The organism is Baekduia sp. Peel2402, from assembly GCF_052567285.1.
Window position 1 is genome coordinate 746,475 of record NZ_CP199582.1, and the last position, 24,630, is coordinate 771,104.

Annotated in this window: 26 protein-coding genes and 1 riboswitch; of the genes, 10 read left to right on the forward strand and 16 right to left on the reverse strand. The window is 72.6% G+C overall.

Annotated features, from left to right (window positions below; translation table 11 throughout):
* Positions 1 to 2: 2 nt before the first annotated feature.
* A riboswitch (ZMP/ZTP riboswitch) is annotated at positions 3 to 87 on the reverse strand.
* Between the two features lie 76 nt (positions 88 to 163).
* Genes ACT01A_RS03645 through ACT01A_RS03665 form a run of 5 tightly spaced genes read right to left on the reverse strand, consistent with a single transcriptional unit; the run spans position 164 to position 5,922 of the window.
* The gene (locus ACT01A_RS03645) at positions 164 to 1,231 is read right to left on the reverse strand and encodes a hypothetical protein (RefSeq protein WP_445150884.1); all 1,068 of its coding nucleotides are present in this window, start codon (positions 1,229 to 1,231) and stop codon (positions 164 to 166) included.
* 55 nt (positions 1,232 to 1,286) lie between these two features.
* The gene (gene ilvC / locus ACT01A_RS03650) at positions 1,287 to 2,276 is read right to left on the reverse strand and encodes a ketol-acid reductoisomerase (RefSeq protein ID WP_445150885.1); all 990 of its coding nucleotides are present in this window, start codon (positions 2,274 to 2,276) and stop codon (positions 1,287 to 1,289) included.
* A 20-nt stretch (positions 2,277 to 2,296) separates the two neighbouring features.
* Positions 2,297 to 3,154: a class I SAM-dependent methyltransferase gene (locus ACT01A_RS03655; protein WP_445150886.1), complete on the reverse strand. Its 858-nt coding sequence runs from the start codon at positions 3,152 to 3,154 to the stop codon at positions 2,297 to 2,299.
* The gene (locus ACT01A_RS03660) at positions 3,151 to 4,650 is read right to left on the reverse strand and encodes a PKD domain-containing protein (protein ID WP_445150887.1); all 1,500 of its coding nucleotides are present in this window, start codon (positions 4,648 to 4,650) and stop codon (positions 3,151 to 3,153) included. Before ACT01A_RS03660 ends, ACT01A_RS03655 begins: the two co-directional genes overlap by 4 nt.
* A 9-nt stretch (positions 4,651 to 4,659) precedes the next feature.
* Entirely contained in the window at positions 4,660 to 5,922 is a 1,263-nt protein-coding gene (locus ACT01A_RS03665; protein ID WP_445150888.1) for an AMP-binding protein, read from the reverse strand.
* 24 nt (positions 5,923 to 5,946) lie between these two features.
* Between ACT01A_RS03665 and menB the strand changes: the two genes are divergently transcribed.
* Genes menB through ACT01A_RS03685 form a run of 4 tightly spaced genes read left to right on the forward strand, consistent with a single transcriptional unit; the run spans position 5,947 to position 8,735 of the window.
* Positions 5,947 to 6,774 carry a 1,4-dihydroxy-2-naphthoyl-CoA synthase gene (menB, locus tag ACT01A_RS03670; protein ID WP_445150889.1) on the forward strand — a complete coding sequence of 276 codons (828 nt, stop codon included), beginning with the start codon at positions 5,947 to 5,949 and terminating at the stop codon, positions 6,772 to 6,774.
* A gap of 6 nt (positions 6,775 to 6,780) precedes the next feature.
* On the forward strand, positions 6,781 to 7,692 hold the full coding sequence (locus ACT01A_RS03675) for a 1,4-dihydroxy-2-naphthoate polyprenyltransferase (protein ID WP_445150890.1): 912 nt from the start codon (positions 6,781 to 6,783) through the stop codon (positions 7,690 to 7,692).
* Between the two features lie 33 nt (positions 7,693 to 7,725).
* Complete coding sequence (locus ACT01A_RS03680) at positions 7,726 to 8,502, forward strand: RNA polymerase sigma factor (protein WP_445150891.1); 777 nt, start codon at positions 7,726 to 7,728, stop codon at positions 8,500 to 8,502.
* A complete protein-coding gene (locus ACT01A_RS03685; protein WP_445150892.1) occupies positions 8,397 to 8,735 on the forward strand; it encodes a bifunctional nuclease domain-containing protein in 339 nt (112 codons plus the stop codon). Before ACT01A_RS03680 ends, ACT01A_RS03685 begins: the two co-directional genes overlap by 106 nt.
* Here ACT01A_RS03685 and ACT01A_RS03690 read toward each other — a convergent pair.
* Positions 8,732 to 9,667, reverse strand: coding sequence for a LysR family transcriptional regulator (locus ACT01A_RS03690; protein WP_445150893.1), 936 nt, complete (start codon positions 9,665 to 9,667; stop codon positions 8,732 to 8,734). The genes ACT01A_RS03685 and ACT01A_RS03690 overlap by 4 nt on opposite strands.
* A 114-nt stretch (positions 9,668 to 9,781) precedes the next feature.
* Here ACT01A_RS03690 and ACT01A_RS03695 point away from each other — a divergent pair, with 114 nt between their 5' ends.
* Entirely contained in the window at positions 9,782 to 10,804 is a 1,023-nt protein-coding gene (locus tag ACT01A_RS03695; protein ID WP_445150894.1) for a mandelate racemase/muconate lactonizing enzyme family protein, read from the forward strand.
* Positions 10,805 to 11,177: 373 nt separating this feature from the next.
* On the opposite strand, the gene ACT01A_RS03700 is transcribed toward ACT01A_RS03695, so the two are convergent.
* Both ACT01A_RS03700 and ACT01A_RS03705 read right to left on the reverse strand, forming a co-directional pair.
* Entirely contained in the window at positions 11,178 to 12,299 is a 1,122-nt protein-coding gene (locus tag ACT01A_RS03700) for a glycoside hydrolase family 3 N-terminal domain-containing protein (protein ID WP_445150895.1), read from the reverse strand.
* Positions 12,296 to 13,024: an alpha/beta fold hydrolase gene (locus tag ACT01A_RS03705; RefSeq protein ID WP_445150896.1), complete on the reverse strand. Its 729-nt coding sequence runs from the start codon at positions 13,022 to 13,024 to the stop codon at positions 12,296 to 12,298. The genes ACT01A_RS03700 and ACT01A_RS03705 overlap by 4 nt, the downstream gene beginning before the upstream one ends.
* A 16-nt stretch (positions 13,025 to 13,040) precedes the next feature.
* On the opposite strand from ACT01A_RS03705, the gene menD reads away from it, so the two are divergent.
* Genes menD through ACT01A_RS03720 form a run of 3 tightly spaced genes read left to right on the forward strand, consistent with a single transcriptional unit; the run spans position 13,041 to position 15,348 of the window.
* Positions 13,041 to 14,756 (forward strand): 2-succinyl-5-enolpyruvyl-6-hydroxy-3-cyclohexene-1-carboxylic-acid synthase, encoded by a 1,716-nt coding sequence (menD, locus tag ACT01A_RS03710; RefSeq protein WP_445150897.1) that lies wholly within the window; start codon positions 13,041 to 13,043, stop codon positions 14,754 to 14,756.
* A gap of 33 nt (positions 14,757 to 14,789) precedes the next feature.
* Positions 14,790 to 14,981 carry a hypothetical protein gene (locus ACT01A_RS03715; RefSeq protein ID WP_445150898.1) on the forward strand — a complete coding sequence of 64 codons (192 nt, stop codon included), beginning with the start codon at positions 14,790 to 14,792 and terminating at the stop codon, positions 14,979 to 14,981.
* A 46-nt stretch (positions 14,982 to 15,027) separates the two neighbouring features.
* Positions 15,028 to 15,348 carry a hypothetical protein gene (locus ACT01A_RS03720; protein WP_445150899.1) on the forward strand — a complete coding sequence of 107 codons (321 nt, stop codon included), beginning with the start codon at positions 15,028 to 15,030 and terminating at the stop codon, positions 15,346 to 15,348.
* 9 nt (positions 15,349 to 15,357) lie between these two features.
* Here the strand turns inward: ACT01A_RS03720 and ACT01A_RS03725 are convergent, their stop codons facing one another.
* Entirely contained in the window at positions 15,358 to 16,815 is a 1,458-nt protein-coding gene (locus ACT01A_RS03725; RefSeq protein ID WP_445150900.1) for an isochorismate synthase, read from the reverse strand.
* 58 nt (positions 16,816 to 16,873) lie between these two features.
* On the opposite strand from ACT01A_RS03725, the gene ACT01A_RS03730 reads away from it, so the two are divergent.
* Positions 16,874 to 17,377 (forward strand): hypothetical protein, encoded by a 504-nt coding sequence (locus ACT01A_RS03730; protein WP_445150901.1) that lies wholly within the window; start codon positions 16,874 to 16,876, stop codon positions 17,375 to 17,377.
* A gap of 1 nt (position 17,378) precedes the next feature.
* Here the strand turns inward: ACT01A_RS03730 and ilvN are convergent, their stop codons facing one another.
* The 7 genes from ilvN to ACT01A_RS03765 form a co-directional block, all read right to left on the reverse strand.
* Positions 17,379 to 17,936, reverse strand: coding sequence for an acetolactate synthase small subunit (gene ilvN / locus ACT01A_RS03735; protein ID WP_445150902.1), 558 nt, complete (start codon positions 17,934 to 17,936; stop codon positions 17,379 to 17,381).
* A 5-nt stretch (positions 17,937 to 17,941) separates the two neighbouring features.
* The gene (ilvB, locus tag ACT01A_RS03740) at positions 17,942 to 19,618 is read right to left on the reverse strand and encodes a biosynthetic-type acetolactate synthase large subunit (RefSeq protein ID WP_445150903.1); all 1,677 of its coding nucleotides are present in this window, start codon (positions 19,616 to 19,618) and stop codon (positions 17,942 to 17,944) included.
* 74 nt (positions 19,619 to 19,692) lie between these two features.
* Positions 19,693 to 19,974, reverse strand: coding sequence for a hypothetical protein (locus ACT01A_RS03745; RefSeq protein ID WP_445150904.1), 282 nt, complete (start codon positions 19,972 to 19,974; stop codon positions 19,693 to 19,695).
* A gap of 16 nt (positions 19,975 to 19,990) precedes the next feature.
* Positions 19,991 to 20,167: a hypothetical protein gene (locus tag ACT01A_RS03750; RefSeq protein WP_445150905.1), complete on the reverse strand. Its 177-nt coding sequence runs from the start codon at positions 20,165 to 20,167 to the stop codon at positions 19,991 to 19,993.
* A 101-nt stretch (positions 20,168 to 20,268) separates the two neighbouring features.
* Entirely contained in the window at positions 20,269 to 20,445 is a 177-nt protein-coding gene (locus ACT01A_RS03755; RefSeq protein ID WP_445150906.1) for a hypothetical protein, read from the reverse strand.
* Between the two features lie 55 nt (positions 20,446 to 20,500).
* Positions 20,501 to 21,118, reverse strand: a complete 618-nt coding sequence (locus ACT01A_RS03760) for a hypothetical protein (RefSeq protein WP_445150907.1) — start codon at positions 21,116 to 21,118, stop codon at positions 20,501 to 20,503.
* 46 nt (positions 21,119 to 21,164) lie between these two features.
* On the reverse strand, positions 21,165 to 21,389 hold the full coding sequence (locus ACT01A_RS03765; protein WP_445150908.1) for a hypothetical protein: 225 nt from the start codon (positions 21,387 to 21,389) through the stop codon (positions 21,165 to 21,167).
* 97 nt (positions 21,390 to 21,486) lie between these two features.
* Between ACT01A_RS03765 and ACT01A_RS03770 the strand changes: the two genes are divergently transcribed.
* Positions 21,487 to 24,396 carry a putative bifunctional diguanylate cyclase/phosphodiesterase gene (locus ACT01A_RS03770; RefSeq protein ID WP_445150909.1) on the forward strand — a complete coding sequence of 970 codons (2,910 nt, stop codon included), beginning with the start codon at positions 21,487 to 21,489 and terminating at the stop codon, positions 24,394 to 24,396.
* The last annotated feature ends 234 nt before the right edge of the window (positions 24,397 to 24,630 follow it).

Consider the following 24,630-nt stretch of genomic DNA (forward strand, 5'->3'; position numbering starts at 1 on the left):
GATGAAGGTGCCCAGGCGTGCGGCGGTTCTTGGGCCGCCGCTCCCCGGTGGTAGCCCACCTCAGAGACGCCAGTCGCGACGGCTTCTGGAGAGTACCGAACGAGTCGCGGTGGGTCCCGTTGCCGGACAGTGAACACCGGCCGATCCGGCTAGTCGGTCCGCGCTAGGTCAGCCAGCGGAACCCGATCGCGTCGGGGCGCGGAGGCAGCGGGCTGGCCGGCAGCGCGTCCGCCGGATCATCGGCGTGGAAGACGCTCGGGGCGACGTCGTTGGGCGCATCGGGGTGAAAGAGCGCGGCCAGCAGCTCGATCTGGCCGCGGCCGACGCCGAGCTCGCCCATGCCGCCGCCGTACATCGGCCGCTGCTGCGCGGCGCAGCGTGCGTAGACCTCCAGCAGCTCACGGACGCCGCCGATGCGCGACGGCTTGACGTTGACCACGCGCGCCGGCAGGGGCGTGGCGCCGATGTCGTCGGCATCGTGGATCGGCGCGTCGTAGGAGACGCGGTCGACGTGGCCGGCGAGCCTGGCCGTGATCTCCGGGAGGTCGTGCGGGTCCTCCAGGTAGGCGTCCGGGAACGCGGCGACGAGCTGGTCGTACAGCGCGCCGAGGCGCTCCGGGTGCTTGACCTCCATGCCGTAGTGGCCCTTGAAGTCGATCGTGTCGACCGCGCCGGTCGCCGCGAGCGCGTCGATCAGCTCCGGCGACCAGGTCGTCTCGGCGTCGAGCTTGAAACGCACGCTCGGCGCGCGGTCGAGCCGCCGGTGGACGTGGTCGGCCGACGGCTCCTCGCCCAGGCCCAGCGAGTTGACGAACCGCACCGGCTGGGGCTCCAGGCCGAGCACGTCGTGCAGGGCGCGACCGGCCTGGCGCAGCGCGAGGTCCAGCGCCGCGGACTCAAACGCCCAGTTGCGCCAGCGCCGGGCCGGCTCCCACTCGGGCGGCACGACCCACGGGTCGAGCGTCGCGAGGTGGTCGGTGAAGGACGCGAGCGTCCACTCGCCGGCGAGCGGCAGCTCCAGCTGCGTCTCGTGCAGCGAGCCGCCGTCCTCGACGTGGATCGAGACGTCCTCCCCCAGCCCGTCGACGCCGGCGCCGATGAGGCGCACGTGCGTCGTGACGCGCTCGAAGTCCTGCGGGAAGGCGGCGTGCAGCCGGTCGTACTCGCACGCCTCAACGGTCAGCGGCAGGTCCGCCAGCCGCGGCCAGAGCGATTCGGTGGGAGGAGCCATGTCCCTCCGACCGGGTCGCCGCGCCGAACTCATCGTCCGGCGCGGCGGATCAGACCTAGAACTCGGTCTGGATCCAGTCCATGTGCGAGCGCAGCTCCTTGCCGACGTGCTCGACCTGCGTGTCGGCCTGCTCAGCGCGGATGCGCTTGAAGTTCTCCTGGCCGGCCCGGTTCTCGGCGATCCACTCGCGCGCGAAGGTGCCGTCCTGGATCTCGCCGAGGATCTTCTTCATCTCGGCGCGCGTGTCGTCGTTGACGACGCGCGGGCCGCGCGTGTAGTCGCCGTACTCGGCCGTGTTGGAGATCGAGTAGCGCATGCCCGAGAGGCCCTTCTCGTACATGAGGTCCACGATCAGCTTGAGCTCGTGGAGGCACTCGAAGTAGGCCATCTGCGGGTCGTAGCCCGCCTCGACCAGCGTGTCGAAGCCGGCCTGGACCAGCGCGGACGCGCCGCCGCAGAGGACGGCCTGCTCGCCGAAGAGGTCGGTCTCGGTCTCTTCCTTGAAGGTCGTGTCGAACACGCCGCCGCGGGTGCAGCCGATGCCCTTGGCGTAGGCCAGCGCGAGCGCCTTGGCGTTGCCCGTGGCGTCCTGGTGGATCGCGACGAGGCCGGGGACGCCGGAGCCCTCGGTGTACTGGCGGCGCACGAGGTGGCCGGGGCCCTTCGGGGCGGCCAGGCCGACGTCGACGCCCGCGGGCGGCTCGACCTCGCCGTAGAGGACCGAGAAGCCGTGGCCGAAGAGCAGCAGGTTGCCCTCGGCGATGCCGTCCTTGACGTCGGACTCCCACACCTGGCGGTGCAGCTCGTCCGGGACGAGCAGCATCACGATGTCGCCCTTGCTGGCGGCGTCGGCGACCGAGAGGACCTCGAGGCCCGCGTCCTTGGCCTGCTGCACCGACGCGGAGTCCTCGCGCAGGCCTACGACGACGTTGACTCCGGAGTCCTTGAGGTTCTGGGCGTGGGCGTGGCCCTGCGAGCCGAAGCCGATGATGGCCACGGTCTTGCCGTCCAGGAGGGTGAGGTCTGCGTCGTCGTCGTAGTACATAGTTGGCGGAAGTCTATGCGTCACGCTTCCGCGATGGCGCCCAGGGCGCGGCCAGGGATCGAGACGCTGCCGTCCTGTGCCACGTACGGCGCCCATTTCGCCTCGGCGGCGTCGCGCAAGTTGTAGTGGTCGGCTGGCGAGAGGGACTCCAGCAGCGGGCGCATCGTGGAGGAGAACTCGCGCAGCGTGTCCCACCAGGCGTCCAGCGACGGCGCGTTGAACATCAGGTCGATGGGCTCGATGCGCGGCTCGTCGAAGCCGGCGTCTTCGAGCAGGTCGGCGAGCTGGGTCGGGTCGCTGAGCGCGAAGGCGCCGGGCGCGCCGGGCGGCGACGGCTCGGCGAGGCCGAGCGACTCGGCGGCCTTCGGCAGCCCCGAGAGCCACAGGTTCTCCTCCGGCGGCGCCCAGGTCGCCAGGACGATCCGGCCGCCGGGCTTCAGAACGCGGCGCGCCTCGCGCAGCGCCGCCTCGGGGTCGACCGCGTGCTGGTAGCCGAAGCGGCAGAGCAGGCCGTCGAGGGTCGCGAGCTTCTCGTCGACCCACTCCAGCTCCATCGGCTTGAACTCCACCAGGCCATCGGGCAGGCCGAGCGTCGCGGCGTGGCGCTTGGCGACCTCGACCATCGCCTCGGCGCCGTCGGTGAGGATCAGCTTGCCACCAGGGACCAGCAGCTCGGCGGCCAGCAAGCCGACATCGCCGCGGCCGGCGGCCAGCTCGAGCACCGTCTGGCCGGGCTGCGGCGCGAGCGCCTCGACCATCCAGTGCGCGACCGGCAGCGCGCCGCGCTGGTAGGCGTCCACGCCGGCCTCCCACTGCGGGGCGATGGCCTCCCATCGCTCGCGGGCGTTGGCGCGCTCTTCCTCGGGATCGATCGTCACGTGACCGTGAAGTGCATCACGGCCTGGCTCGCGTTGCCCGCCCGGTCCGTCGCGCGGACCGTCAGCGTCCACGTCCCGCGGGCGAGCTTGGCCTTCGCGGGCGAGTGCCAGGTGAACGTCGCGCCCTTGCCCAGCGTGGCGCGCCCCGTGTGCGTGACCTTGCCGCGCGCCAGCGTGACGTCGACGCGCGCGACGCCGCCGTCGTCGGTCACGCGGCCCGCCACCTTCAGCACGTTGACCACGCGCTTGCGCCCGCTGCGGCGCAGCTGCTTGTGCTTGGCCTTCTCGCGCGGTGTCGTGATCCCCAGCACGGGCGCGACCGCATCGGTGACCGTGATCGCCACCGGCGCGCTCGTCGTCCCGGCCCCGAGCGAGTCGAGCGCTCGAACCGTCACCAGGTAGCGGCCAGGACGCGCAAAGACGTGGTCGACGGTGGGCCACGTCAGCGGCTGGAAGACCGTGCCGTCGCCGTACTCGAAGATGTAGCGGTCGATGCGACCGCCAACGTCGGGATCGATGGAGCCGGAAGCGTCGAAGCGCACCGTGGCGCCCTGGCGCACGGTCGTCGCCGAGGCGGTCAGGATCGCGTTCGGCGCGCGGTCGGTGAACTGGAAGGCGCCCGGGGTGACGTTGCCGGACGTGGGCAGCGGGACGCCGTCATAGTCGGCCCGCGGCGCGTATTGCGCGAGGTGTGCGGGCAGCTGGAGCCCTCCCGCCTGGACGGCGGTCTCGCGCATGTGGAAGTCCAGCGCCGCGGCGTTGACGAACCCGGCCGTGCGGTCGCCGCCGTCGACGAGCGAGTTGTAGTTGTCGAAGTCCGGGCTGTGGCCTTGGCCGGCGGTCGTCGTGAAGACCGATGTCGGCGCGCCGGAGATCGTGGACTGGATCGCGGCGAGCGATTGGCCGCCGGTCGGCGTGACGTCGCCAACCGCGCCGTCGCTCAGCGCGATGCCGCGGCCCTCGCGACCGCCGACGACGATCGAGGTCGAGACGACGGTGCGCAGGAAGTCGGGCGTGTCGTGCGTGACGGTCAGCGCCGTACCGGCCAGCGCGGTGGCGCGGACCAGCACGCGGTCCAGGCGAGTGTCGAGCGCGTCCTTGATCGCGACGCTGTTCGTGTCGGCCAGGATCGTGCTGTCGAGTAGGCGGGCGCCGTCGCCTTCGATGCGCACGCCGCCGGGACCGCCGGCGATCATGAGGTTGTCGATCGTGGCGCGAGCGCCCATCAGCGCGACGACGTGGGGCCCGGTCTCGGAGACGATCGTCCCGGGCGCGCCGTGAAGCGTGATGTCGTCCTTGTCGACCCAGAGGTCCTCGTGGTAATGGCCTTGGTGGATGTCGATGGTGTCGCCGGGTGCGGCGGCCAGCAGCGCGTCGGTGATCGTGGTGTACGGCCCAGCCTGGGCGTCGACCACGCGGGTGGCGGCGACGACGGACGCGGGCACGCTCAGGACGGCGACCGCGCAGGCGGCCGCGAGCGAGATCCTTCTCCCCATGCGGCGACCCTATCCGGGGATTCGGAGGTCGCGCCGGAGGAGCTTGCCGGAGGCGGTGCGCGGGAGCGGGTCGGTGATGAGGTGGAGGTCCTTGGGGACCTTGAAGCCGGCGAGGCGCCCGCGGACGTGGTCGATGAGCTCGGTCGGCGTGGCGTGCGCGTCGGGGCGCAGGCGGACGAGCGCGACGACGGCTTCGCCCCACGTGTCGTCGGGCCGCGCGAGGACACCGGCTTCGGCGACCGCCGGGTGCGCTTCGAGGATCGCCTCGACCTCGGCGGGCGCGACGTTCTCGCCGCCGGTGACGATCGTGTCGGCCTTGCGGCCGACGATCCGCAGCGTGCCGTCGTCCGGGTCGAAGGCGCCGAGGTCGCCGGTGTGCAGCACGTCCTGTCCGTCGCCCGCGTCCGGCGAGACGGTGGGGCCGGAGACGACGATCTCGCCGTCGGGCTCGAGCTCCACGCGGGTGCAGAACAGCGGCACGCCCGCGGTCGCGACCTGGGAGCAAGCCTCGGTGAGGCCGTAGGTCGGCGCGACCGGGACGCCGGCGTCGGCGGCGCGTTCGAGCAGCGCGGGCGGCAGCGGGGCGCCGCCGAGCAGCGCCCAGCGCAGCGCGGGCGGCTTTTGCAGGCCCGCGTCGAGCAGGCGCGCGAGCGTGGTTGGGACCAGGGAGACGATCGTCGGGCCGTCCGGGCGCTCCAGCGCGTCGAGGACGCGGTCGGTCTCGAAACGCTCGTGAACGATCGCGGTCGTCCCGTAGATCGCCGAGCGCAGCAGGATCGACAGACCTCCGACGTGGGAGAGCGGCAGCGTGCAGAGCCACTGCTCGTCTGGATCGACGCCCAGCGCGACCGCGCTGCCCAGCGCGCTCCACAGCCAGTTGCCGTAGGTCAGGCGGATCGGCTTCGGCGCGCTCGTGGTGCCGCTGGTGTGCACGAGGATCGCCGGGTCGTCGAGGTCGTGCTCGTCGCGGACGTCGGCGGCATCGCCCGCGCATCGCACTTCGCCGCCGAAGACGACGTCGACGTCCGGGCGCTCGGCCTCCGTCAACCGCAGGTCGATCGGCACGACCAGCGCGCCCGCCAGCAGGCAAGCGTGCAGCGCGACCACGTAATCGACGCCCGGCGGGATCGCCAACCCGACGCGCGCGCCGCGCGGCAGCCCCGCCGCGGAGGCCTTCGCGCGCTCGTACAGGGTCTCGTAGGTGAGGTCGTTGACGGCAGGGGTGTCGGGACGCTCACGCGCCGCCCTCGCCAGCCAGGACTCGACCACCATGGCTCGGAAAGTAGCCTGCCCGCCATGGCAGTGACCTGGACCCCCGGCGACGGCGACTTCACCGACATCCGCTACGAGCTCAGCGGAGACGGGATCGCGAAGATCACGATCGACCGTCCGGACGTGCGCAACGCGTTCCGGCCGCAGACGCTCGTGGAGGTCTCCGAGGCGCTGGAGCGGGCCCGCGAGGACGGCGACGTCGGCGTCGTGATCTTCACCGGCGAGGGCCCGCACGCGTTCTGCAGCGGCGGCGATCAGAACGTCCGCGGCGACACCGGCTACATCCCGGAGGGCGCCAAGGTCGGGCGCTTCCACGTCACCGACCTACAGGTCCAGATGCGGCGGCTGCCCAAGCCGATCGTCGCGTCGGTCGCGGGGTTCGCGATCGGCGGCGGACATGTCCTTCACCTGTGCTGTGACCTGACGATCGCCGCCGACAACGCGCGCTTCGGCCAGACCGGCCCGCGGGTCGGGTCCTGGGACGGCGGCTTCGGCGCGTCGCTGCTGCGCGACCTGGTCGGGACCAAGAAGGCCAAGGAGATCTGGCTGCTGTGCCGCCAGTACGACGCGCAGCAGGCGTTGTCGATGGGGTTGGTCAACGCGGTCGTGCCGCTGGAGCGCCTGGAGGAGGAGACGGTCTCCTGGTGCCGCGAGATGTTGGAGTTGTCGCCGTTCGCGCTGCGGCTCGTCAAGTCCTCGTTCCACGCGCACGAGGACGGCTACGCGGGCATCCAGCAGCTGGCGCACGACGCCAACCTGTTGTTCTACGGGTCGGACGAGGCCAAGGAAGGGCGCGAGGCCTACAAGGAGAAGCGTGCCCCGGACTTCAGTCAGTTTCCGAGGAGGGCGTAGAGCACCATGTCGGTTTCCAGTCGCCCCTCCCCCATCCAGATCTGGCTGCTCGCCGCGCGGCCGCGGACGCTGCCCGCGGGCGTCGCGCCGGTGCTCGTCGGCACCGCTTTGGCGGTCGCCGAGCGAGATTCTCTGCGCGTCGGCGCGTTCATCGCGGCGCTGCTGGGCGCGATCTTCATCCAGGTCGGCGCGAACTTGTCCAATGACTACTCCGACGCGCGGCGCGGCGCCGACACCGAGGACCGCCTCGGGCCGGTGCGCGTGACCGCGGGCGGGCTGGTTCCGCCCAAGCAGGTGCTGACCGCGACCTACGTGTCGTTCGCGCTGGCGGTGCTGTGCGGCGTGTACCTGATCGTCGTCGCCGGCTGGGTGATCCTGGCGATCGGCGCCGCGTCGATCCTGGCGGGGGTCTTGTACACCGGCGGTCCGCGGCCTTACGGCTACGAGGGCCTCGGCGACGTCTTCGTCTTCCTGTTCTTCGGGCTGGTCGCGGTGACCGGCTCCTTCTACGCGCAGGTCGAGCGGCTGGAGTGGGAGGCGTTCGCGCTGGCGGTGCCGGTGGGGCTGATCGCGTCCGCGATCCTCGCCGTCAACAACATCCGCGACGCGGGCACCGACGCGCGCGTCGGCAAGCGCACGCTGGCGGTGCGGCTCGGACGGTCGGCGGCGCGCAGCCTGTACGCCTTCGAGGTCTACGTCGCGTTCCTCGTGCCGCCGATCGTCTGGCTGGCCGGCGGCGACCACGTCGGCCCGTGGGTCCTGCTGACCTGGCTCTCGCTGCCGCTGGCGGTGCCGCTGGTCCGGACCGTGCGCCAGCACGACGACGGCCCGACGCTCAACGGCGCGCTGGCCAAGACCGGGATGCTCCAGCTCGTCTACTGCGTGCTGCTGAGCGCGGGGTTGTTGATCACGGGGTGACCCTGGCGGGCGGTCGGCGCACTATGTGACCGGATGCCCGCTTCTGACGCCGATCTCGTCGCCGCCGCGCTGGCCCGCGATGCCGCGGGGCGCGCGGCGTTCGAGACGCTGGTCGTGCGCCATCACCCGATGTTGTCGCGGGCGTGCCTGCGCGCGCTGGATGGCGACCGCGCGCTGGCGGCGGATGCGACACAGGACGCGGTGCTGCAGGCGCTGGTCGGGTTGGGGTCTTTGAGGGAGCCGGGCGCGTTCGGGCCGTGGTTGACCGGGATCGGGCTGCGGGTGGCGCGGCGGCTGGGGATGCGCGCGCGGCGGGATGTGGGCGGCGATCTGGTTCCCGACGTGGTCGCTGCGGACGGTGACCCCGCGTGTGAGGCCGAGCGACGCGCGACGGTGGTGCGGGTGCGCGCGGCGGTCGCGGCGCTGCCACCCGGACAGCGCGACGCGGTGTTCTTGTACTACTTGGCCGGGTTGAGCCGCGCGGAGGTCGCCGAGCATCTCGGCACCGCCGAGAGCGCGGTGCGGACCCGGCTGCACAAGGCGCGCGCGACGCTGCGCGCGCGGCTCGACGAAGGGAGCGACGTGATGGTGACGGTGGAGATCGCCGACGTGGTGGCAACCGGTGAGGAGCGCTACTCGACCACCCACGTGGTGGTGCTGACGGAGAGCGGCGGCTGCCGATCTGGGTCGACACGTTCGACGCGGTGTCGCTGGCCGCGGCGCTGGACGACGTCGACCTGCCGCGGCCGGGGACGTTCGCGTTCGCCTTGGCGTTGCTGGGCGCGGCGGGCCGGTCCGTGGCGGGCGTGAGGATCGAGCGGTTGGACGCGGACACCGGGGTCTTCTACGCGGTCGTGGAGCTGGATGACGGCGCGACGCTCGACGCCCGCCCGAGCGACGCGCTGAACGTCGCGGTGCGGGCGGGCGTGCCGATCCGGGTGGCGGAGATGCTGCTGGACGGCGCCGAGCCAGTCCCGGAAGGCGGCCGCGGCGCCCTGGAGCTCGCGGTGGCGCTCCGGGAACGGCTGGCGCAGGCGGGCTAGGCGACCAGCGCGACCGGTGGCGTGCCGGAGCGGCCGTCGCGTCCGGTGTCCTCGGCGCGCTGGAGGGCGAGCTGGAGGAAGGCCTTGGCGGCCGGGGGCTGGCGGCGGTCGGCGCGCCAGACGAGCGCCGTCGGCCACGTCAGGAGCTCAGGGCCGACGGGCCGGAAGGTGATGGCGGGGCCGGGATCGGCGGCGATCGAGCGCGGCAGGACGGCGACACCGAGGCCCTTGGAGACCAGCGCGCGGACGGCGCCCATCTCGGTGCAGATGAAGGCGTTGCGCGGCTCAAGGCCGAGCTTGGCCATGGCCTTCTCCAGGCGCAGGCGCAGCGCGGAGTTCTCGCGGTAGGTGACGAGGTCTTCGGCGGCGAGCTGCTCGTAGGTGATGTGGTCGCACTCGGTCAGCGGGTGCTCGACGGGCAAGGCCACCACGAACTCCTCCTCGAAGACGAGGCTGGCGGCGAAGTCCTCGCCGAGGGCGTCAGGGTCGACGGCCGTGAACGCCGCGTCGAGCTCGTCGGAGCGCAAGGCATCCAACAACTCGTCCTGCGTGCGCTCGACCATGTGGATCGCGACGCCGGGATGGCGGGTGTGGAAGTCGGCGATGACGTCAGCGAGGTCGTAGAGGCCCGTCGGGTACATGCCGCCGAGCTTGAGCTCGCCGCGGAGCAGGCCGGACAGCTCCTCCAGCTCGTTCTGCAGGCCCTCGACCTCGTGCAGGACGCGGTGGGCGTAGTCCAGGACGAGGCGGCCCTCGGCGGTCAGCTCGACCGACCGCGACGACCGCGTGAAGACCTGGATCCCGAGCTCGGCCTCGAGGCGGCGGATCTGCTGGGAGATGGCCGACTGGGCGAGGTGGAGCTCCTCGCCGGCCTTGGTGAACGAGCCGTGGCGGGCCACGGCGGCGATGGTGCGCAGGTGACGAAGCTCCATGCTTTTGATCCTGGCACGAGGTCGTCGATATGTCGAAGTCACGTTCGCGTCAGCATCCATCACGCGCGCTGATGGATCCCTCCGGCGTCGCGACCTGCCAGGCTGCCGGAGGAGATGGACGTCGCGCTCGAACCGGTCACCCATCGCCTGCGCACGCCGCTGCGGACCTCCTACGGCGAGGTCACCGAGCGCGGCATGTACGAGCTGACGATCACGACCGCCGACGGGATCACCGGCCGCGGCGAGGCCGCGCCGCTGGAGCCCTACGACGGCGTGCCGCTGGACGTCGTCGGCGCGGCGCTGGAGCGCTACGCCGAGGTCCTGTCCAACGACCGCGGCCGCACCGGCCCCCAGCTCCTGGACGCCTGCCGCGAGGTCGCCGATCTCCCGCAGGCGCTGGCCGCGGTCGACCTCGCGCTGTGGGACGCCGCCGGGGTCCGCGCAGGACGGCCGATCTGCGAGTTACTGACCGACGACCCTCTGGACGCCGTCCCGGTGAACGCGACGATCGGCGCGACCGACCGCGCGAGCGCCGCCGAAGCGGCGGCCGCCGCGGCCGAGGCGGGCTTCGAGTGCGTGAAGGTGAAGGTCGGCGTGGGCGACGACGTCGCACGCGTGGCGGCGGTGCGCCGCGCGGTCGGCGACGCGGTCGCGGTGCGTCTGGACGCCAACGGCGCCTGGACGGTCGACGAGGCGGTCGACGCGATCGAGGCGCTCGCGGCGGACGGGGCTCTGGAGCTGGTGGAGGAGCCGGTCTCGGGGATCGCCGAGTTGCGGGCCGTGCGCGAGCGGGTCCCGGTCCGGATCGCAATGGACGAGACCGTGGCGGTGCACGGAGCGATCGCTTCGGCGGCGGCTGACGCGGTCTGCCTGAAGGTGTCGCGCGCGGGCGGGATCAGCGCGTTGCTCGCGCAAGCGGCGCTGGTCCGGGCGACGGGCGCCGAGGCGTACGTGGCCTCGACGTTCGACGGGCCTTTGGGGATTGCGGCGGCGCTGCACTGCGCGGCGGCGCTGAAGGTCGAGCTGCCGTGCGGGCTCGCGACGCTGGGGATGTTCGAGGGCGGCGGCGCGGTGGATGCGGGGTTGGTGGTGCGGCATGGGCGGCTGATGGTGCCGACGGGGCCGGGATTGTTGTAGGGGTCGCGCCCGCGCCGAGGGTGAGGAGCGCGGTTGCTCGGGTGGTGCGGCACGCCGGGGCTGGGCGGCGAAGGAGTGAAGGCGGTGGCGTGGCGACCGCCTTCGGTCATCCGCGGGCGTTGGCCCGGGCTCGGGGCGGGCGGCTCAGGGCCGAAGCGCCGGGACGCGGGCGGTCCAAGTCGTTCTGACCGCCTATATGCCGGTTAGGACGACTCGCGCCATCGTTCGGCACCGAATCCTGCTCCGTGTCGGATTGAGCTCCATATAGGGGCCGACGCGCGCGGACGACGCGCGGCGGCGGCCACGCCACAAGCGCTCACTCCTTCGCCGCCCTCCGAACCACGCCCTGCGCCACCCATGCGCCCCGCACTGCTCACCCCAGCGCCCCGCGCCACCCGAGCACACGCCGCGCCCCCGCCTCGACAACAGCGCGCGACAACGCGCCAGACCTCACCGCCCGCTCCAGCCCCGCCGCCGCCCGAGCGCCCGCGGTGTAGTCCTTCGCGAACAGCGGCAGATCGACGCCAGCCTTCACCGCGAAGAACGCCAGCTGCGCCGGTGAGCCGTACTTCGCGACCGCCGGCGTCTGGAGGTCATCGGTGATCGTCACGCCGCCGAACTTCAGACGCCCGTGCAGCTCGTCGCGCACCCACCTCGCCGAGAACGCCGCCGGCCGCGGGTCGACCCGCGGGTAGATCGCGGTCGAGAGCATCACGGCCGGGGCGCGGATGCGCTGGTAGGGCACCAGGTCGGTGGCGCGCAGCGCGCTCAGCGACAGGTCCACCCGCGCGGCGCCGTTGTCGGTGTTGATGGTCGCGGCGCCGAAGCCCGGGAAGTGCTTCAACACGGGTGCGACGCCCGCCGCCTTCAAGCCCTCGGCGAACGCGCCCGCCTTGGCGACCACATTCACAACGTCGTCGTCGTAGGTGCGGCCCTCGTTGGCCAGCGCGCTGTCGGCGCGGGCGACGTCGACGACCGGTGCGAGGTCGACGTTGACGCCGGCGGAGCGCAGCAGGTCGCCCGCGGCGCGACCGTAAGCACGCGCGGCGGCAGGGCTCGGCGTCTCGGCGGCGCCCTTCGCGGGCGGGCCGGGCAGGCGACGGACCGGGCCGCCCTCGTGGTCGACCATCACCAAGAGCGGGGCGTCGAGGCCCGCGGGGCGCTTGATCGCCTGGAGGCGCTTGACGGTCGCGCGGACCTGCGCGACCGAGCGGACGTTGCGGCCGAAGAGGATCACGCCCGCCGCCTCGCCGCGAGAGATCCGGCGCTCCAGCGCGCGCGGCGGCCTCAGGCCGGAGTAGGCGAAGACGAAGCGCTGGCCGATCGCCTGGCGGAGGGTGAGGCGCGGCGGAGCGGCGGCGGTGCGCGCGATCGGCGCGCCGGAGGTCGCAGCAACGGCGGTGGTGGATGTGGTCGTCGCGGAGCGGTCCTCGTCGGCGCCGCACCCGGCAACCCCCAGCGCGACGGCGAGCGCCGAGAGCGCCAGCGCCCTCACGCCGCGCCCTGGATGATCGCCGCCAGCTCGCGCGGCGCCTCGCGCGGGATCCCGTGCCCGGCGCCGTCGATCACGTGGACCTCCGCGTGCGAGATCAGCGCCGGGTACCGCTCCGTCGCCCAGCGCGCGAACTTCTCGTCGCGCGATCCCGCCACGATCGTCACCGGCATCGTCAGCTCCCCCAGCCGATCCCAAAACGGCTCCATCGCGCCGCCGCCGATCGTCCGCAGCGCCTCCGCCAGGTCGCGCGGGTCGCTGCGCAGCAGGTCCGCTCGCCACACCGCGGCGGCTTCCGGCGGCGTGCCCGCGAAGATCGGCTGCGCCATCCAACGGTCGGCGAACGCCTCGGCGCTCATGCCCTCGATCTCGTCGGCCAGAGCCCGGTCGTCCGCCACACGCGCGGCGCGCGCCGCCGCGTCCTCGATCCCCGCGCTCGTCGCCACCAGCACCAACCGCGAGACCCGCTCCGGCGCCGCCAAGGCCACCAACTGCGCGATCCGGCCGCCCATCGAGTACCCGCACAACACGAATTGCCCGGGCGCGGCGGCGAGCACGTCGGCCACGCAGCCGTCGAACGACACCGGCCGCACCACGGCCTTCGTGCCGTGCCCGCGGAGGTCCGGGACGATCGGGTTGTAGCGTTCGTGGTCGAGCTCGGGCAGGACTGGGTCCCAGGCGCGGTGGGTCCCGCCGAAGCCGTGGAGCAGCACCAGCGTGTCGGGCATCGCCTCCAACCTAACCATGAGCGCCCCCCGCGACACCTACCTCCTCCTGCGCGCCTTCACCGACGAGCTGCACCGCTGCGGCGTCGCGGGCGCGTGCACCTCGCCCGGGTCGCGCTCGACGCCGCTGGTCCTGACGCTCGCGCGCGACGGCCGGATCCCGGTCAGCTCGCACGTCGACGAGCGCAGCGCCGCGTTCTTCGCGCTCGGCCTCGCGCAGGCGACCGGCCGCCCGGCGGTGCTGGCGTGCACGTCGGGGACCGCGACCGCCAACTACGCGCCCGCGGTGATCGAGGCCGCCGAGGCCGGCGTCCCGCTGATCGTCCTGACCGCCGACCGGCCGCCGGAGCTGCGCGACGTCGGCGCTGGGCAGACCATCGACCAACTCAAGCTGTACGGGTCGAACGCGAAGTGGTTCTTCGAGCTCGGCACGCACGAGGCGACGCCGGAGCGGCTGCGCTGGATCCGGCAGCTCGCCTGCCGCGTCCACGCCACGGCGGTCGAAGGCCGGCCGGGCGTCGTGCACGTCAACGTCCCGCTGCGCGAGCCGCTGATCCTCGACGCGTCGCTGGAGGGCTCGCCAGCCGACGGGGGCCGCCCAGACGGCGCGCCGTGGACCGCGTTCACGGCGGCGCCGCGCGAGGTCGCCCCCCTACGCGAATGGCTGGGCGCCGCGGGCCCGCACGGGCTGATCGTCGCCGGCCGCGGCGCCGATGGACCCGCCACCGCCGCGTTGGCCGAACGCCTCGCGTGGCCGGTGCTTGCCGACCCGCTCTCGGGCGCGCGCCGCGGCGGCGCCGCGATCGCCCACTACGACGCGCTGTTGCGCGGGGCGGGCGGGTCCGGATCCGTGCCCGCGCCCGCGGCCGTCCTGCGCGTGGGCGATCTGCCGACCTCCAAGCCGCTGCGCACGTGGCTGGCCACGCTCGGCGACGTTCCCCAGGGCGCCATCACCGGCGGCGGCGACTGGCCGGATCCCGGCGCCGCGCTGAGCCACGTCTTCGCGGTCGACCCCAGCGCGCTCGCGCAGCTCGACGACGTCGTCGCCACCGACGCCGCCTGGCTCGGCCGCTGGCGCGACGCCGACGCCCGCGCCGCCGCGGCGGTCGACGCGACCCTCGGCGACGAGGCCAACGAGCCGCGCATAGCCGCCGCGCTCGCCACCGCGGTCCCGGCCGACGCCACCGTCGTCATTGCCGCTTCGATGCCGATCCGCGACGCCGAGACGTTCTGGCCGGTCCTCGACGCGCCGCCGCGCGCGCTGGCCAACCGCGGCGCCAACGGGATCGACGGCACGATCTCCACCGCCTACGGAGTGGCCGCTGCGGACCGCTCGAAACCGACCTTCCTGCTGATCGGCGACGTCGCGCTGGCCCACGACATCGGCGGGTTGCTGATCGGGCGGCGCCTGGGCGTGCCGCTGACGATCGTCTGCGTCGACAACGCCGGCGGCGGCATCTTCGACTTCCTGCCGGTCTCCGGCGAGGGCGCGGCCTACGAAGAGCACGTGCTGACGCCCACCGGCCTGGACATCGCCAAGGCGGCCGCGCTGTACGACGCGCGCTACGTCGCCGTCGAAGAGCTCGCGGCGCTGCGCATGGCGCTGGACGCTCGGCCCGAGGGCACCACGATCGTCCACGTCCGCACCGATCGGGCGGCCAACGTGGCGCTGCACCGTGACATCTGGGCTGCGGTCTTCCGGGCCAAAGGTGAAAGTCTTCTCCCGGACAGGTGACGAACGTCGCAATCGGGGGTAGGGTGCCGCCCGATGGTGTGGATCGTCGCCCTCTCGGCCGCTTGGGTCGGTGCGTTCGTGATGCTGCTTGCGCTCACGTCCGTCGCCGCCCGCAGCGACCGGCCGACCGCAGAGCACCTCGCGCGGATGCGTCCGGCGGGCGGACCCCACGGGCGGGCGCGGACGGCCGTCTGGCTGCCGCCCGGGCCCGAGCGCAAGCTCTAGTCGCTCACCCACCTGACGCCGGTCGGGCCCGTACCCTTGGCGCGTCGTGCAGATCTCGCTTCTCGGCGAACCCGAACCCGCCCCCACTGACGCTGAAGCCTCCGCGTCCGGCCGCCTGACGTCCAAGGGCATCGCGCCGGGCGACATCGTGGAGATCGACCGCAAGGGCCGGCGCTTCCACGCGCTCGTGGAGTCGGTGGAACAGCGCGAGTCGGGTCGCTTCGACCTCGCCGTGCGCCCGCTCGACGGCCGCTCGACGTGGCGAAGCGCCACCGTGCGCGAGGTCGTCGGCGTCTGGCGCCGTGCGAAGGGCTCGGGCGCTGTCCGGCCCGCGGAATCGGCGCCAGGCGATTCCGCAACGGGATAGCCCTCCGGTCTATCCCGCGAGGACCGGAAGCAGCGCCTGAAGCTTGATGTCGGTCTCGGCCAGCTCGGCGGCCGGGTCGCTGTCGCGGACGACGCCGACGCCGGCGTAGAGGCGCGCGACGCGACCGCGCAGGAGTGCGGAGCGGAGGCCGACGACGAACTCGCCGTCCTCGTCGCGGTCGGCCCAGCCGATCGGGCCGGCGTACCAACCGCGGTCAAAGCCCTCCAGCGCGGGGATCAGCGGCGCGGCGACCGACAGCGGCTCGCCGCCGACCGCGGGCGTCGGGTGCAGGACACCGACCAGCTCGAGGACCGAGACCGCTCGCGAGAGCTGCGCGCGGATCGGCGTGCCCAAGTGCTGGATGTTGGCCATCTTCACGATCTCGGGCTCGTCGTGGGCGGTGACCCAGACCGAGTAGGGCTTGAGCGTGTGAGTGATGCGACGGGTGACGATCGCCTGCTCCTCGCGGTCCTTGGTGGAGCGCAGCAGGCGCTCGCCGAGGTGGTCGTCGACGGCCGGGTCGGCGCTGCGGCGCGTGGAGCCGGCGAGCGCGAGTGTGGCGGCGCGCTCGCCGTCGCGGCGGATCAGCAGCTCGGGCGAGGCGGCGACGAACGCGGCGTCGCCGCGGCCGACGCAGACCAGATGGCAGGCCGGGAACGCCTCGCGCAGGACGCCGAGGACCGCGGCCGGGTCGTGGTCGACCGGCGCGTGCACCTCGACCTCGCGCGCGAGCACGATCTTGGTCAGCTCGCCGAGCGCGATCCGGTCGACGGCGCGCGCGACCGCCTGCTCGTAGTGCTCAGGCGGCATCGCCGAGACGACGCGGTAGCGGCCCGCGGGGTCCGGGTCCAGCAGCGGCATCCGGGCGGAGAGGTCGAGGGACTCCGCGCGCCGCGCGGCGCGGGCGACGAGGTCAGACGCGACGTCGTCCGGCGTCGCCAGGACGGTGAGCGTGAGCCGCACGTCCTCCCCACGCCGCACGATCGCGACCTCTGGCACCTGAAGCGACGCCGCCGCGAAGCCGTTCCAGTGCGGCGCCGCACCGCCCTCGGGCGCGAACGCGAAGCCGCCGACCGCGATCGGCCCCATCCCGCGCGGCCCGTCCAACAGGTCGCACACCGCCCGCGACGCCAGCGACCGCCAGCGCTTGGAGACCACGGCGAAGCGATCGTCGCCGGACGCCTCGATCGCGACCGCGCAGCCGAGGGCGGCAAGCGCGGCGCTCTCGCGATCCGGCTGCTCAAAGAGGAACCATGGGTCGTCCGAGGCGGCGGTCGCCCCCGCGCGCCGTGCCTTCGCGACCACCGCGCTCGGGTCCACGTCGCGCGGCAGTCGCACCGAGATCGCCGCCAGCGCCTCGCCGTGGCGCCGGGCGCGCCGCAGGGCCTCCTTCACGTGCCGCTCCAACCGCATGCGGTCGGCGGCGGACAGCGCAAAGCCGCCGGAGGCGGTGAGGACCGAGGCCATGGACTTGCAGTCTACGACCGCGTAAGCGGGCGCGGCCGGGCCGGTCTCAAGCCGCACAATGCGCCCCACCACGCTCCTCTTCTCCCTCGTCCTGGTCGCCGCGCTCGGCGCGATGGCCTATGGCATCGTCGGCCTCCTGGAGACCGGCACCTGCGCTTCCGGCGGGCCCTACGTCTCGGTCCGCGAGTGCCCGGACGGCACCGGCACCGCCGCGCTGCTGGTCGGCGCCGGCGCCACGATCTTCTGCCTGGCGACGATCGTCGTCGCGTTCCGCTCGTTCGCCCTCGCCGGCTTCTGGTTCGGCGCGCTCTTCACCGGCCTCGGCGCCACGTTCTTGTACGCCCAGCTGACCGACCGCGTCGATCCCAGCGGCGGTGGCGTCGCCTGGTTCCTCGGCGGCTTGTTCATCGCCATGGGCATCGGCCCGCTGATCGCCGGCGGCGTCTTCGCCTTCAAGGAGCGCAACGACAACGACGACGAGCCCGCGGCGTTCGCGGGCCCGTACATCATCGGATCGGTCATCGCCCACGCGCCGCCGCAGCGGCCGGGCGAGCAGCGCTAGATCAGGTCTCGCCGCGCCCGCGCGAGATCGCGATCTCGCCGGTGCGCATCATCTCGACCATGCCGAACGGGCGCAGGAGCGCCTCGAAGGACTCGATCTTGTCGGTCGTCCCCGTCACCTCGACGATGATCGACCGGCGCGTGACGTCCACGATGCGGCCACGGAAGATCTCCGTGAGCTGCAGGACCTCGGCGCGCTGCGCCCCGTCGACGGCGACCTTGAACAGCGCGAGCTCGCGCGTGACGGTCTCGTCGGGCTCCAGGTCGCGGATTTTAAGGACGTTGATCAGCTTGTGGAGCTGCTTGGTGACCTGGTCGATCGGGTGCAGCGCACCGTCCACGGTCAGGGTCACGCGGCTGATGTGCTCGTCGTCGGTCGGCCCGACGGTGAGCGTGTCGATGTTGAAGCCGCGACGCGCGAACAGGCCGGCGATGCGCGTGAGCACGCCCGGCTTGTTCTCCACCAGGATGGTCAGGACGTGCTTGCGCCCCGACCGCATCTGGCCGCTGGCCTCGAGGTCCTCGAGGTTCAGCATCTCCTTGATCCCGGGATCGCCCATGACGCTCACCCCACCATCTCGCGCGCAGCGGCGCCGGGCGCGATCATCGGGAACACGTTCTCCTCGCGGGTGACGCGGATGTCCACGACCACCGGGCCGTCCGTCGCGATCGCCGCACGCAGGTCATCGACCAGCGAGTCCTTGTTGGTCAGGCGCAGGCCCGTGGCCCCGTAGGCCTCGGCGAGCTTGACGAAGTCCGGCGACTGCCCCATGTCGACGTGCGAGTAGCGGTTGTCCCAGAACAACTCCTGCCACTGACGGACCATGCCGAGGTAGCCGTTGTTGAGGATCAACACCTTCACCGGGATGCGGTTGGCGACGCAGGTCGCCAGCTCCTGGGAGTTCATCTGCACGGAGCCGTCGCCGGTGACGCAGACCACGGTCTGGTCCGGGCAGCCGACCGCCGCGCCCATCGCGGCGGGCAGGCCGAAGCCCATCGTCCCCAACCCACCGCTGTTGATCCAGCGGCGCGGCTCCGGGAACTTGTAGTACTGCGCCGACCACATCTGGTGCTGGCCGACGTCGGAGGTCACGATGGCGTCGCCGCCGGTGGCCTCGTAGATCGCCTGGATCGCGCGCTGCGGCTTGATCTCGGTGTCGGTCGAGTCCTGGTACTGCAGCGGGTGGCGCTCCTGCCAGCCGTGGATCCGCTGCCACCACTCCTCCAACCGCGACGAGTCCGCGTCCAGCGCGCGGTACTCGTTGACGAGCTTGGCCAGGATGTTCTTGGCGTCGCCCACGATCGGGATGTGGGCCGGCACGTTCTTTGAGATCTCGGCCGGGTCCACGTCGATGTGGATGAACTTGGCCCGCGGCGCGAACTCCGACAGCTTGCCGGTGATGCGGTCGTCGAAGCGGGCGCCGATCGCGCAGATCAGGTCCGCCTCGTCCATCGCGTAGTTCGCCGCGCGGAGGCCGTGCATGCCGAGCATCCCGAGGAACTGCTCGTGCGTGCCGGGAAACGAGCCCAGGCCGTTAAGCGTGTTCGTGACCGGGAAGCGGTCGGAGAGCGCGAGCTCCCGCAGCTCCTCTGAGGCGTTGGCCAGGACGACGCCGCCGCCCGCGTAGAGCACCGGGCGCCGCGAGGACGCGAGCGCTTTGGCGGCCTGGCGGATCTGCTTGACGTTGCCCTCGGTCGTCGGCTGGTAGCCGGGCAGGTGGACGTCGGTGACCGGCTCGTACGGGATGTCGGCCTTCGACAGGTCCGTCGGGATGTCGATCACGACCGGGCCGGGCCGGCCCGTGCGCGCCACGTGGAACGCCTCGTGGATCACGCGCGGGATCTCCAGCGGGTGCTGGATCATCCACGAGTGCTTCACCGCGGGCATCGTGATGCCCATGATGTCGGCCTCCTGGAACCCGTCCGTGCCGAGCAGGTCGGTGCGGACCTGGCCGGTGATGAAGACCACCGGGACCGAGTCCATCATCGCGTCCATGATCGGCGTGACCAGGTTGGTCGCGCCCGGGCCACTCGTGCCCAGCGCGACGCCGACCTTGCCCGTCGCCTTGGCGTAGCCCGCCGCGGCGTGGCCGCCTCCGGCCTCGTGACGCACCAGGACGTGACGGATGCCCGCGTCCACGAAGGCGTCGTACGTCGGGAGGTTGGCGCCACCGGGATACCCGAATACGACGTCCACACCTTCTGCCTTAAGGCACTCCATCACGGCATCGACCGCTCGCATGCGCTTGACCTCCTTTCGTAAAAGGTCAGGGGTTGTAGAAGAGGACGCCGGAGTGTACCGACCGACCGCGCTGCCTAGGCAGCCGTGGCGGGCGGGATGATCTCCGACTCCTCCGGGAAGTCCAGCTCGCACCCGCAGCGGGTGCAAAGGGCGTCGTGGATCTTGCAGATGTGCCCGCAGTTGGGGCACGTGCGCAGCGGCTCGTCGGTCTCGAAGCGGTACAGGACCGCGGCGAGCAGCCCGATGAACGGGAACACGCCGCTGATCAGGAACCACAGGAAGAACGAGCTGCCCTTGATCTTGCCGACGAAGCCGCCGGCGAGGCCGAAGGAGAGCGCGATGACGATGTAGACCATCGTCTACAGCCCCGCGTTAGAGGGTGTTCAAGGCCCAGAAGACGGCGACGATCGCCAATACGATGACGATGATCGTCGCCAGGCCCGCGATCAGGCCGATGACGAACTTCAGCAGGATCCACGCGGCGACCGCGAGGACCACGAGCGCGAGCAGGCGCTTGAGCAGCGAGGGCTTGGCTGCCTCTTCGTTCATGCCTTACAGGCTAGTACCCGAAGACGTAGCGGTGGTTAAACGCGAAACGGCGACTGTGGGCGCCCCCTCGGAGCCCGCAGTCGCCGTTCGCGATTGGTCCCTCAGTCGTAGCTACGACGAAGATGCTCGTAACGGTCAGCCCCCGACGGCTTCTCATTGACGTGCAGGCGGGCGAGGCGGTAGCGGCGGATGGCCGGCGCGTCCTGGCCCGACCCCAGCCGCTCACGCTCGCCGACGAGGATGATCCTCGACAGCGGGGATGCGGTAGCGGTGGTCATGGACAGGATGATGCGCCACGGGGCGTCCCGATCCCATCGCCCGGCGGTCGGAAGTTCAGGACGCGGTGTCGTACACGCGGTCGAGCGCCGCGGCGGCGGTGAGCGCCGGCCGCATCTCGGCGGGCAGACGGCGGGCGATCCGCCAGCGCGCGCCGGAGAACGCCATGTTGGCGACGGTGGCGAAGCCGACCTCGTCGGCGCGCAGCGCGAGCAGCAGGTGCGCGGTGCGATCGGCGGGTGGCAGGTCGGGGTCGTCGACGCGGACGCAGAAGCAGGTGGCGCGCCGGCCGCGGGAGGTCAGCAGGACCGCGCCCGCCTCGCCGACCGCCCAGCCGCCCAGCGCGCCGCGCTCGACCACGAGGCCGGTCTGCGCGTAGAGGTCGCGTGTGTCGTGGTCGACGAGGTCGCCGAGCAGGCCGACCGCGGTCGCGGCGGCTCCGGCGTCGGTGGCGCCCACGACGGCCCCGCGACGCTTCGGGCGCAGCACGTTCGCGCCGCGCGCCGCGTAGAGCATGGGGATGATCCAGGCGTGCGCGAAGCTCGCCAGGCTCACCGCCACAGCGAGCGGCTGCACGACGAACAGCACCACGCCCGCGGCGACGAACGGCACGACGTGCGCGAACGTCGTCAGCGTCCACAGCGCGCCGCGGCGCCGCACGCGCGCGGCGTCCATCGGCGGCCGCCAATGGACGGCGGCGCGCTCGGGGAGCGCTGAGGCCTCAGCCGCCACTGATCGGCAGCCGCAGGATCACGAGGTCGGCGTCGACCGGCAGCTCCTTGACCTGCTCGGCGTGCCCCGGGCCCGTCGAGACCATCGCGAAGTAGCCGCGGTCGAGCTCCTCGCGAAAGGCGGTCACCGCGGCGTCGATGGCCTCCGGATCGCCCACGCTCCACTCGGCCAACGTGGTGTGGCCGGTCCGGTCCATCCGTACGAGTCGCGACATCTCCGCCTCCCGGTTGAAACGCTTGAACACGCCAATCGTAGACCCGTCCCTCAGGGTTCAGGCGCCAAACGCCGAATACACCACTGAGGAAACGCTGGTGTCCGTCCAGACATCCCCGCGCCGGGTGGTCGTGCCCACCGTCGCCGCCCTGATCGCCGCCGTCTATCTGGTCGGTCGGTTCCTCCCTGCCCTGGGCCACGACGCGCACCTCACGTGGCGCTGGTGGGGTTCGACGGTCGTCTACTTCGCCGCCGCCGTCATCGTCCTCATCCGCGCGTGGCGGATCGAGCGCGACCGCACCGCCTGGGCGGTCCTAGGCGCCGGCATGGTCCTGTACGGGCTCGGGACGCTGACCTCGATCCTCTCCAGCCGCCCGCACGACGACCCGCCGGCCGTCTCGTTCGCCTGTTGGATCGGCTTCTACGTTCTGCTCTACGGGGCGCTGATCACGATGCTGCGCTCGCGGCTGCGGCCGTTCACGCTGTCGTTCTGCCTCGACGGCGCGCTCGGCGGCCTCGCGCTGGCCGCGGTCTGCGCCGCGCTGGTCGAGCACGACCTCCACGGCGTCGGCACGGCCAAGGCGATCGCGGGGCTCACGCTGCCCTGCGCCGAGCTGGTGCTGCTGAGCATCCTCCTGTGGGCCTCGACGATGACCGGCTGGCGCGGCGAGACCTGGCGCTGGCTGATCGCCGCGATGGCGACGATGGCCGTCGCCGAGATCGTTAACGACGTCTCGGTCGCGCGCGGAACCTACGACGAGCTGGAGCCGCTCAGCGCCCTGTTCCCGCTCGCCCAGCTGATGATCGCGGTCGCCGCGTGGCGCCCGTCGCCGCCGTCGCGCCGGATGCGCACCGACGCGCGCGCCGTGCTCGCCCTGCCCGCCGCGTGCTTCGTCGTCGTCCTGGGCGTGTTGATCTTCGGCCGCTCCGACGACCCGATCACCGGCGGCCTGGTCGTCGCCGCGCTGGTCGTCGCCGCGGCCCGCGCCGGCCTGACGTTCCGCGAGGTCGGCCGCCTGCACGAGGCGCGCCGCTTCGCCCGCGGGTTCGAGGAGGCGACGATCGGCATGGCGTTCGTCTCCCCCACCGATCTGACGTGGACGCGCGTCAACCAAACCTTCGCGGACATGCTCGGTCGCACGCCCGAGTCGCTGGTCGGCTCGTTCATCGGCGAGGTCACACATCCGGACGACGTCGACAACGCGGCGCCGGTCTGGGAGACGTTCCGCCAGGGCGAGTCCGTCGCGCCCTACGTCCGGCGCGTCGTCACCGTCGACGGCACGATCGTGGACCTGGAGATCAGCGCCGCTCTGGTCGAGGACGACGACGGCTCGCCGCTGCTGTTCAGCCAGGTCAAGGACGTCACGGCGCAGCGGCGCACCGCGCGCCACAACCTCGCGCTGGCCGAGCTGAGCCGCGTCGCGCTGGAGGAGCGCGAGGCCGAAGTGCTGGTCGAGCGCGTCACCGCGCTGCTGCGCGAGCAGATGCCGGCCTGCGTCGTGGAGCTGGTTGATGGGCCGGTCGCCGATGAGCTGCGCACGGTGGCGGTCGCGATCGGCGGCGAGGCGCTCGTCGCGCGCCGCGCCGAGGACGAGCCGCCGTTCGCACCGGAGCACGCGCGCTTCATGGAGGCGGCCGCCAACGTCCTGGGCACCGCGCTGGACCGCGCGCGGATCGAGGACGAGCTGCGCACGCAGGCGCTCGAAGACCCGCTCACCGGTCTGGCGAACCGCTCCTACCTGGCCGCGCACGTCGAGCAGGCGATCGCCGCGACCGACCGCGGCGAGGTCGGCCTGGCGCTGTTGTTGTTGGACTTGGACCGCTTCAAGAACGTCAACGACACGCTCGGCCACGGCGCGGGCGATGAGCTGCTGTGCTCGGTCGCCGACCGCCTGCGGGCCGCGATCCGCCGCGGCGACCTGGCGGCGCGCCTGGGCGGCGACGAGTTCGTGGTCGTCTGTAGCGGCACGAGCGCCGCGCCGCACGAGGTCGCCGCGCTCGCCTCGAGGTTGTTGGAGAGCGTGTCGGCGCCCTACGTGGTCGATGGGCGCGAGCTGCACATCGGCGCGTCCGCCGGCCTGGTCTTCGCCGACGACGCCGGGGCCACCGCCGAGTCGCTGCTGCGCGACGCCGACGTCGCGATGTACCGCGCCAAGGAGCACGGCGGCGCCCGCTACGAGGTCTTCGACGCTGGGCTGCGCGCCGCGGTCGTCCACCGCCTGTCGATCGAGAGCGAGCTGCGCCACGCGCTGGAGCGCGACGAGCTGCGCCTGCACCTGCAGCCGGTCGTCGACCTGCACCGCGACGAGCTCGCCGGCTTCGAGGCGCTCGTGCGCTGGGAGCACCCGCAGCGCGGGCTCGTCGCGCCCGCGGAGTTCATCGGCGTGGCCGAGGAGACCGGGCTGATCGTCGGCATCGGCGGCTGGGTGCTGGCGGAGGCGACGCGGCTGCTCTCCGAGCTCGTCGAGGCCGCCGCGCGACCGTTGCGGATGAGCGTGAACTTGAGCGCGCGGCAGCTGCGGCCGGCGCTGATCGACGAGGTCGCGGCCGCTTTGGCGTCCTCGGGAGCCGATGCGCGCTGCCTGACGCTGGAGGTCACCGAGACGCTGCTGGTCGATGGGCCTGGAGCGGTTGAGGTACTTGGTGCCTTGCGCGCGTTGGGCGTGTCGATCGCGATCGACGACTTCGGCACCGGCTGGTCGTCGCTGGGGGCGCTTCAGCGGTATCCGGTGGATGTGTTGAAGCTCGACCGGTCGTTGGTGGGGCCGGCGGCATCGTCTGGTCCTGCCGCCGCGTTGGCGCGCGCGGTCGTGGAGATGTCGCAGGCGCTTGGGCTGGATGTGGTCGCCGAAGGGATCGAGGACGACGAGCAGCTGGCGGCGATGCGCGCTCTGGGTTGCCCGCATGGGCAGGGGTTCGTGTTTGCGCGGCCGATGCCGCCGGAGGAGGCGCTGGCGCTGGTGCGACCTTCGGGCGCGCGGCAAGGTGGCGCCGGCGTCGTGGCGTAGGAGCGCGTTTGTCGGTGGCGCTTTGAGGCGCCGGGGCTGGGCGGCGAAGGATTGAAGGCGGGTTGGTGTGGCCACCGCCCGGGGTCGTCCGCGGGCGTCGCGCCGGGCTCGGGAGGGCGGTTCGGGGCCGAAGCGCCGGGACGCGGAGCGGTCCAAGTCGTTCTGACCGCCTATATGGCGGTCAACACGACATGCATCATCGTTCGGCGCCGATCGAGACCCAAGTCGGATTGA

Coding starts and splice junctions, on each gene's coding strand:
- ACT01A_RS03645 (WP_445150884.1), bottom strand. CDS start 1,231: ATGGCTCCTCCCACCGAATCGCTCTGGCCGCGGCTGGCGGACCTGCCG.
- ilvC (WP_445150885.1), bottom strand. CDS start 2,276: ATGTACTACGACGACGACGCAGACCTCACCCTCCTGGACGGCAAGACC.
- ACT01A_RS03660 (WP_445150887.1), bottom strand. CDS start 4,650: ATGGGGAGAAGGATCTCGCTCGCGGCCGCCTGCGCGGTCGCCGTCCTG.
- ACT01A_RS03665 (WP_445150888.1), bottom strand. CDS start 5,922: ATGGTGGTCGAGTCCTGGCTGGCGAGGGCGGCGCGTGAGCGTCCCGAC.
- menB (WP_445150889.1), top strand. CDS start 5,947: ATGGCAGTGACCTGGACCCCCGGCGACGGCGACTTCACCGACATCCGC.
- ACT01A_RS03675 (WP_445150890.1), top strand. CDS start 6,781: ATGTCGGTTTCCAGTCGCCCCTCCCCCATCCAGATCTGGCTGCTCGCC.
- ACT01A_RS03680 (WP_445150891.1), top strand. CDS start 7,726: ATGCCCGCTTCTGACGCCGATCTCGTCGCCGCCGCGCTGGCCCGCGAT.
- ACT01A_RS03690 (WP_445150893.1), bottom strand. CDS start 9,667: ATGGAGCTTCGTCACCTGCGCACCATCGCCGCCGTGGCCCGCCACGGC.
- ACT01A_RS03695 (WP_445150894.1), top strand. CDS start 9,782: ATGGACGTCGCGCTCGAACCGGTCACCCATCGCCTGCGCACGCCGCTG.
- ACT01A_RS03705 (WP_445150896.1), bottom strand. CDS start 13,024: ATGCCCGACACGCTGGTGCTGCTCCACGGCTTCGGCGGGACCCACCGC.
- menD (WP_445150897.1), top strand. CDS start 13,041: ATGAGCGCCCCCCGCGACACCTACCTCCTCCTGCGCGCCTTCACCGAC.
- ACT01A_RS03715 (WP_445150898.1), top strand. CDS start 14,790: ATGGTGTGGATCGTCGCCCTCTCGGCCGCTTGGGTCGGTGCGTTCGTG.
- ACT01A_RS03725 (WP_445150900.1), bottom strand. CDS start 16,815: ATGGCCTCGGTCCTCACCGCCTCCGGCGGCTTTGCGCTGTCCGCCGCC.
- ACT01A_RS03730 (WP_445150901.1), top strand. CDS start 16,874: ATGCGCCCCACCACGCTCCTCTTCTCCCTCGTCCTGGTCGCCGCGCTC.
- ilvN (WP_445150902.1), bottom strand. CDS start 17,936: ATGGGCGATCCCGGGATCAAGGAGATGCTGAACCTCGAGGACCTCGAG.
- ilvB (WP_445150903.1), bottom strand. CDS start 19,618: ATGCGAGCGGTCGATGCCGTGATGGAGTGCCTTAAGGCAGAAGGTGTG.
- ACT01A_RS03745 (WP_445150904.1), bottom strand. CDS start 19,974: ATGGTCTACATCGTCATCGCGCTCTCCTTCGGCCTCGCCGGCGGCTTC.
- ACT01A_RS03750 (WP_445150905.1), bottom strand. CDS start 20,167: ATGAACGAAGAGGCAGCCAAGCCCTCGCTGCTCAAGCGCCTGCTCGCG.
- ACT01A_RS03755 (WP_445150906.1), bottom strand. CDS start 20,445: ATGACCACCGCTACCGCATCCCCGCTGTCGAGGATCATCCTCGTCGGC.
- ACT01A_RS03760 (WP_445150907.1), bottom strand. CDS start 21,118: ATGGACGCCGCGCGCGTGCGGCGCCGCGGCGCGCTGTGGACGCTGACG.
- ACT01A_RS03765 (WP_445150908.1), bottom strand. CDS start 21,389: ATGTCGCGACTCGTACGGATGGACCGGACCGGCCACACCACGTTGGCC.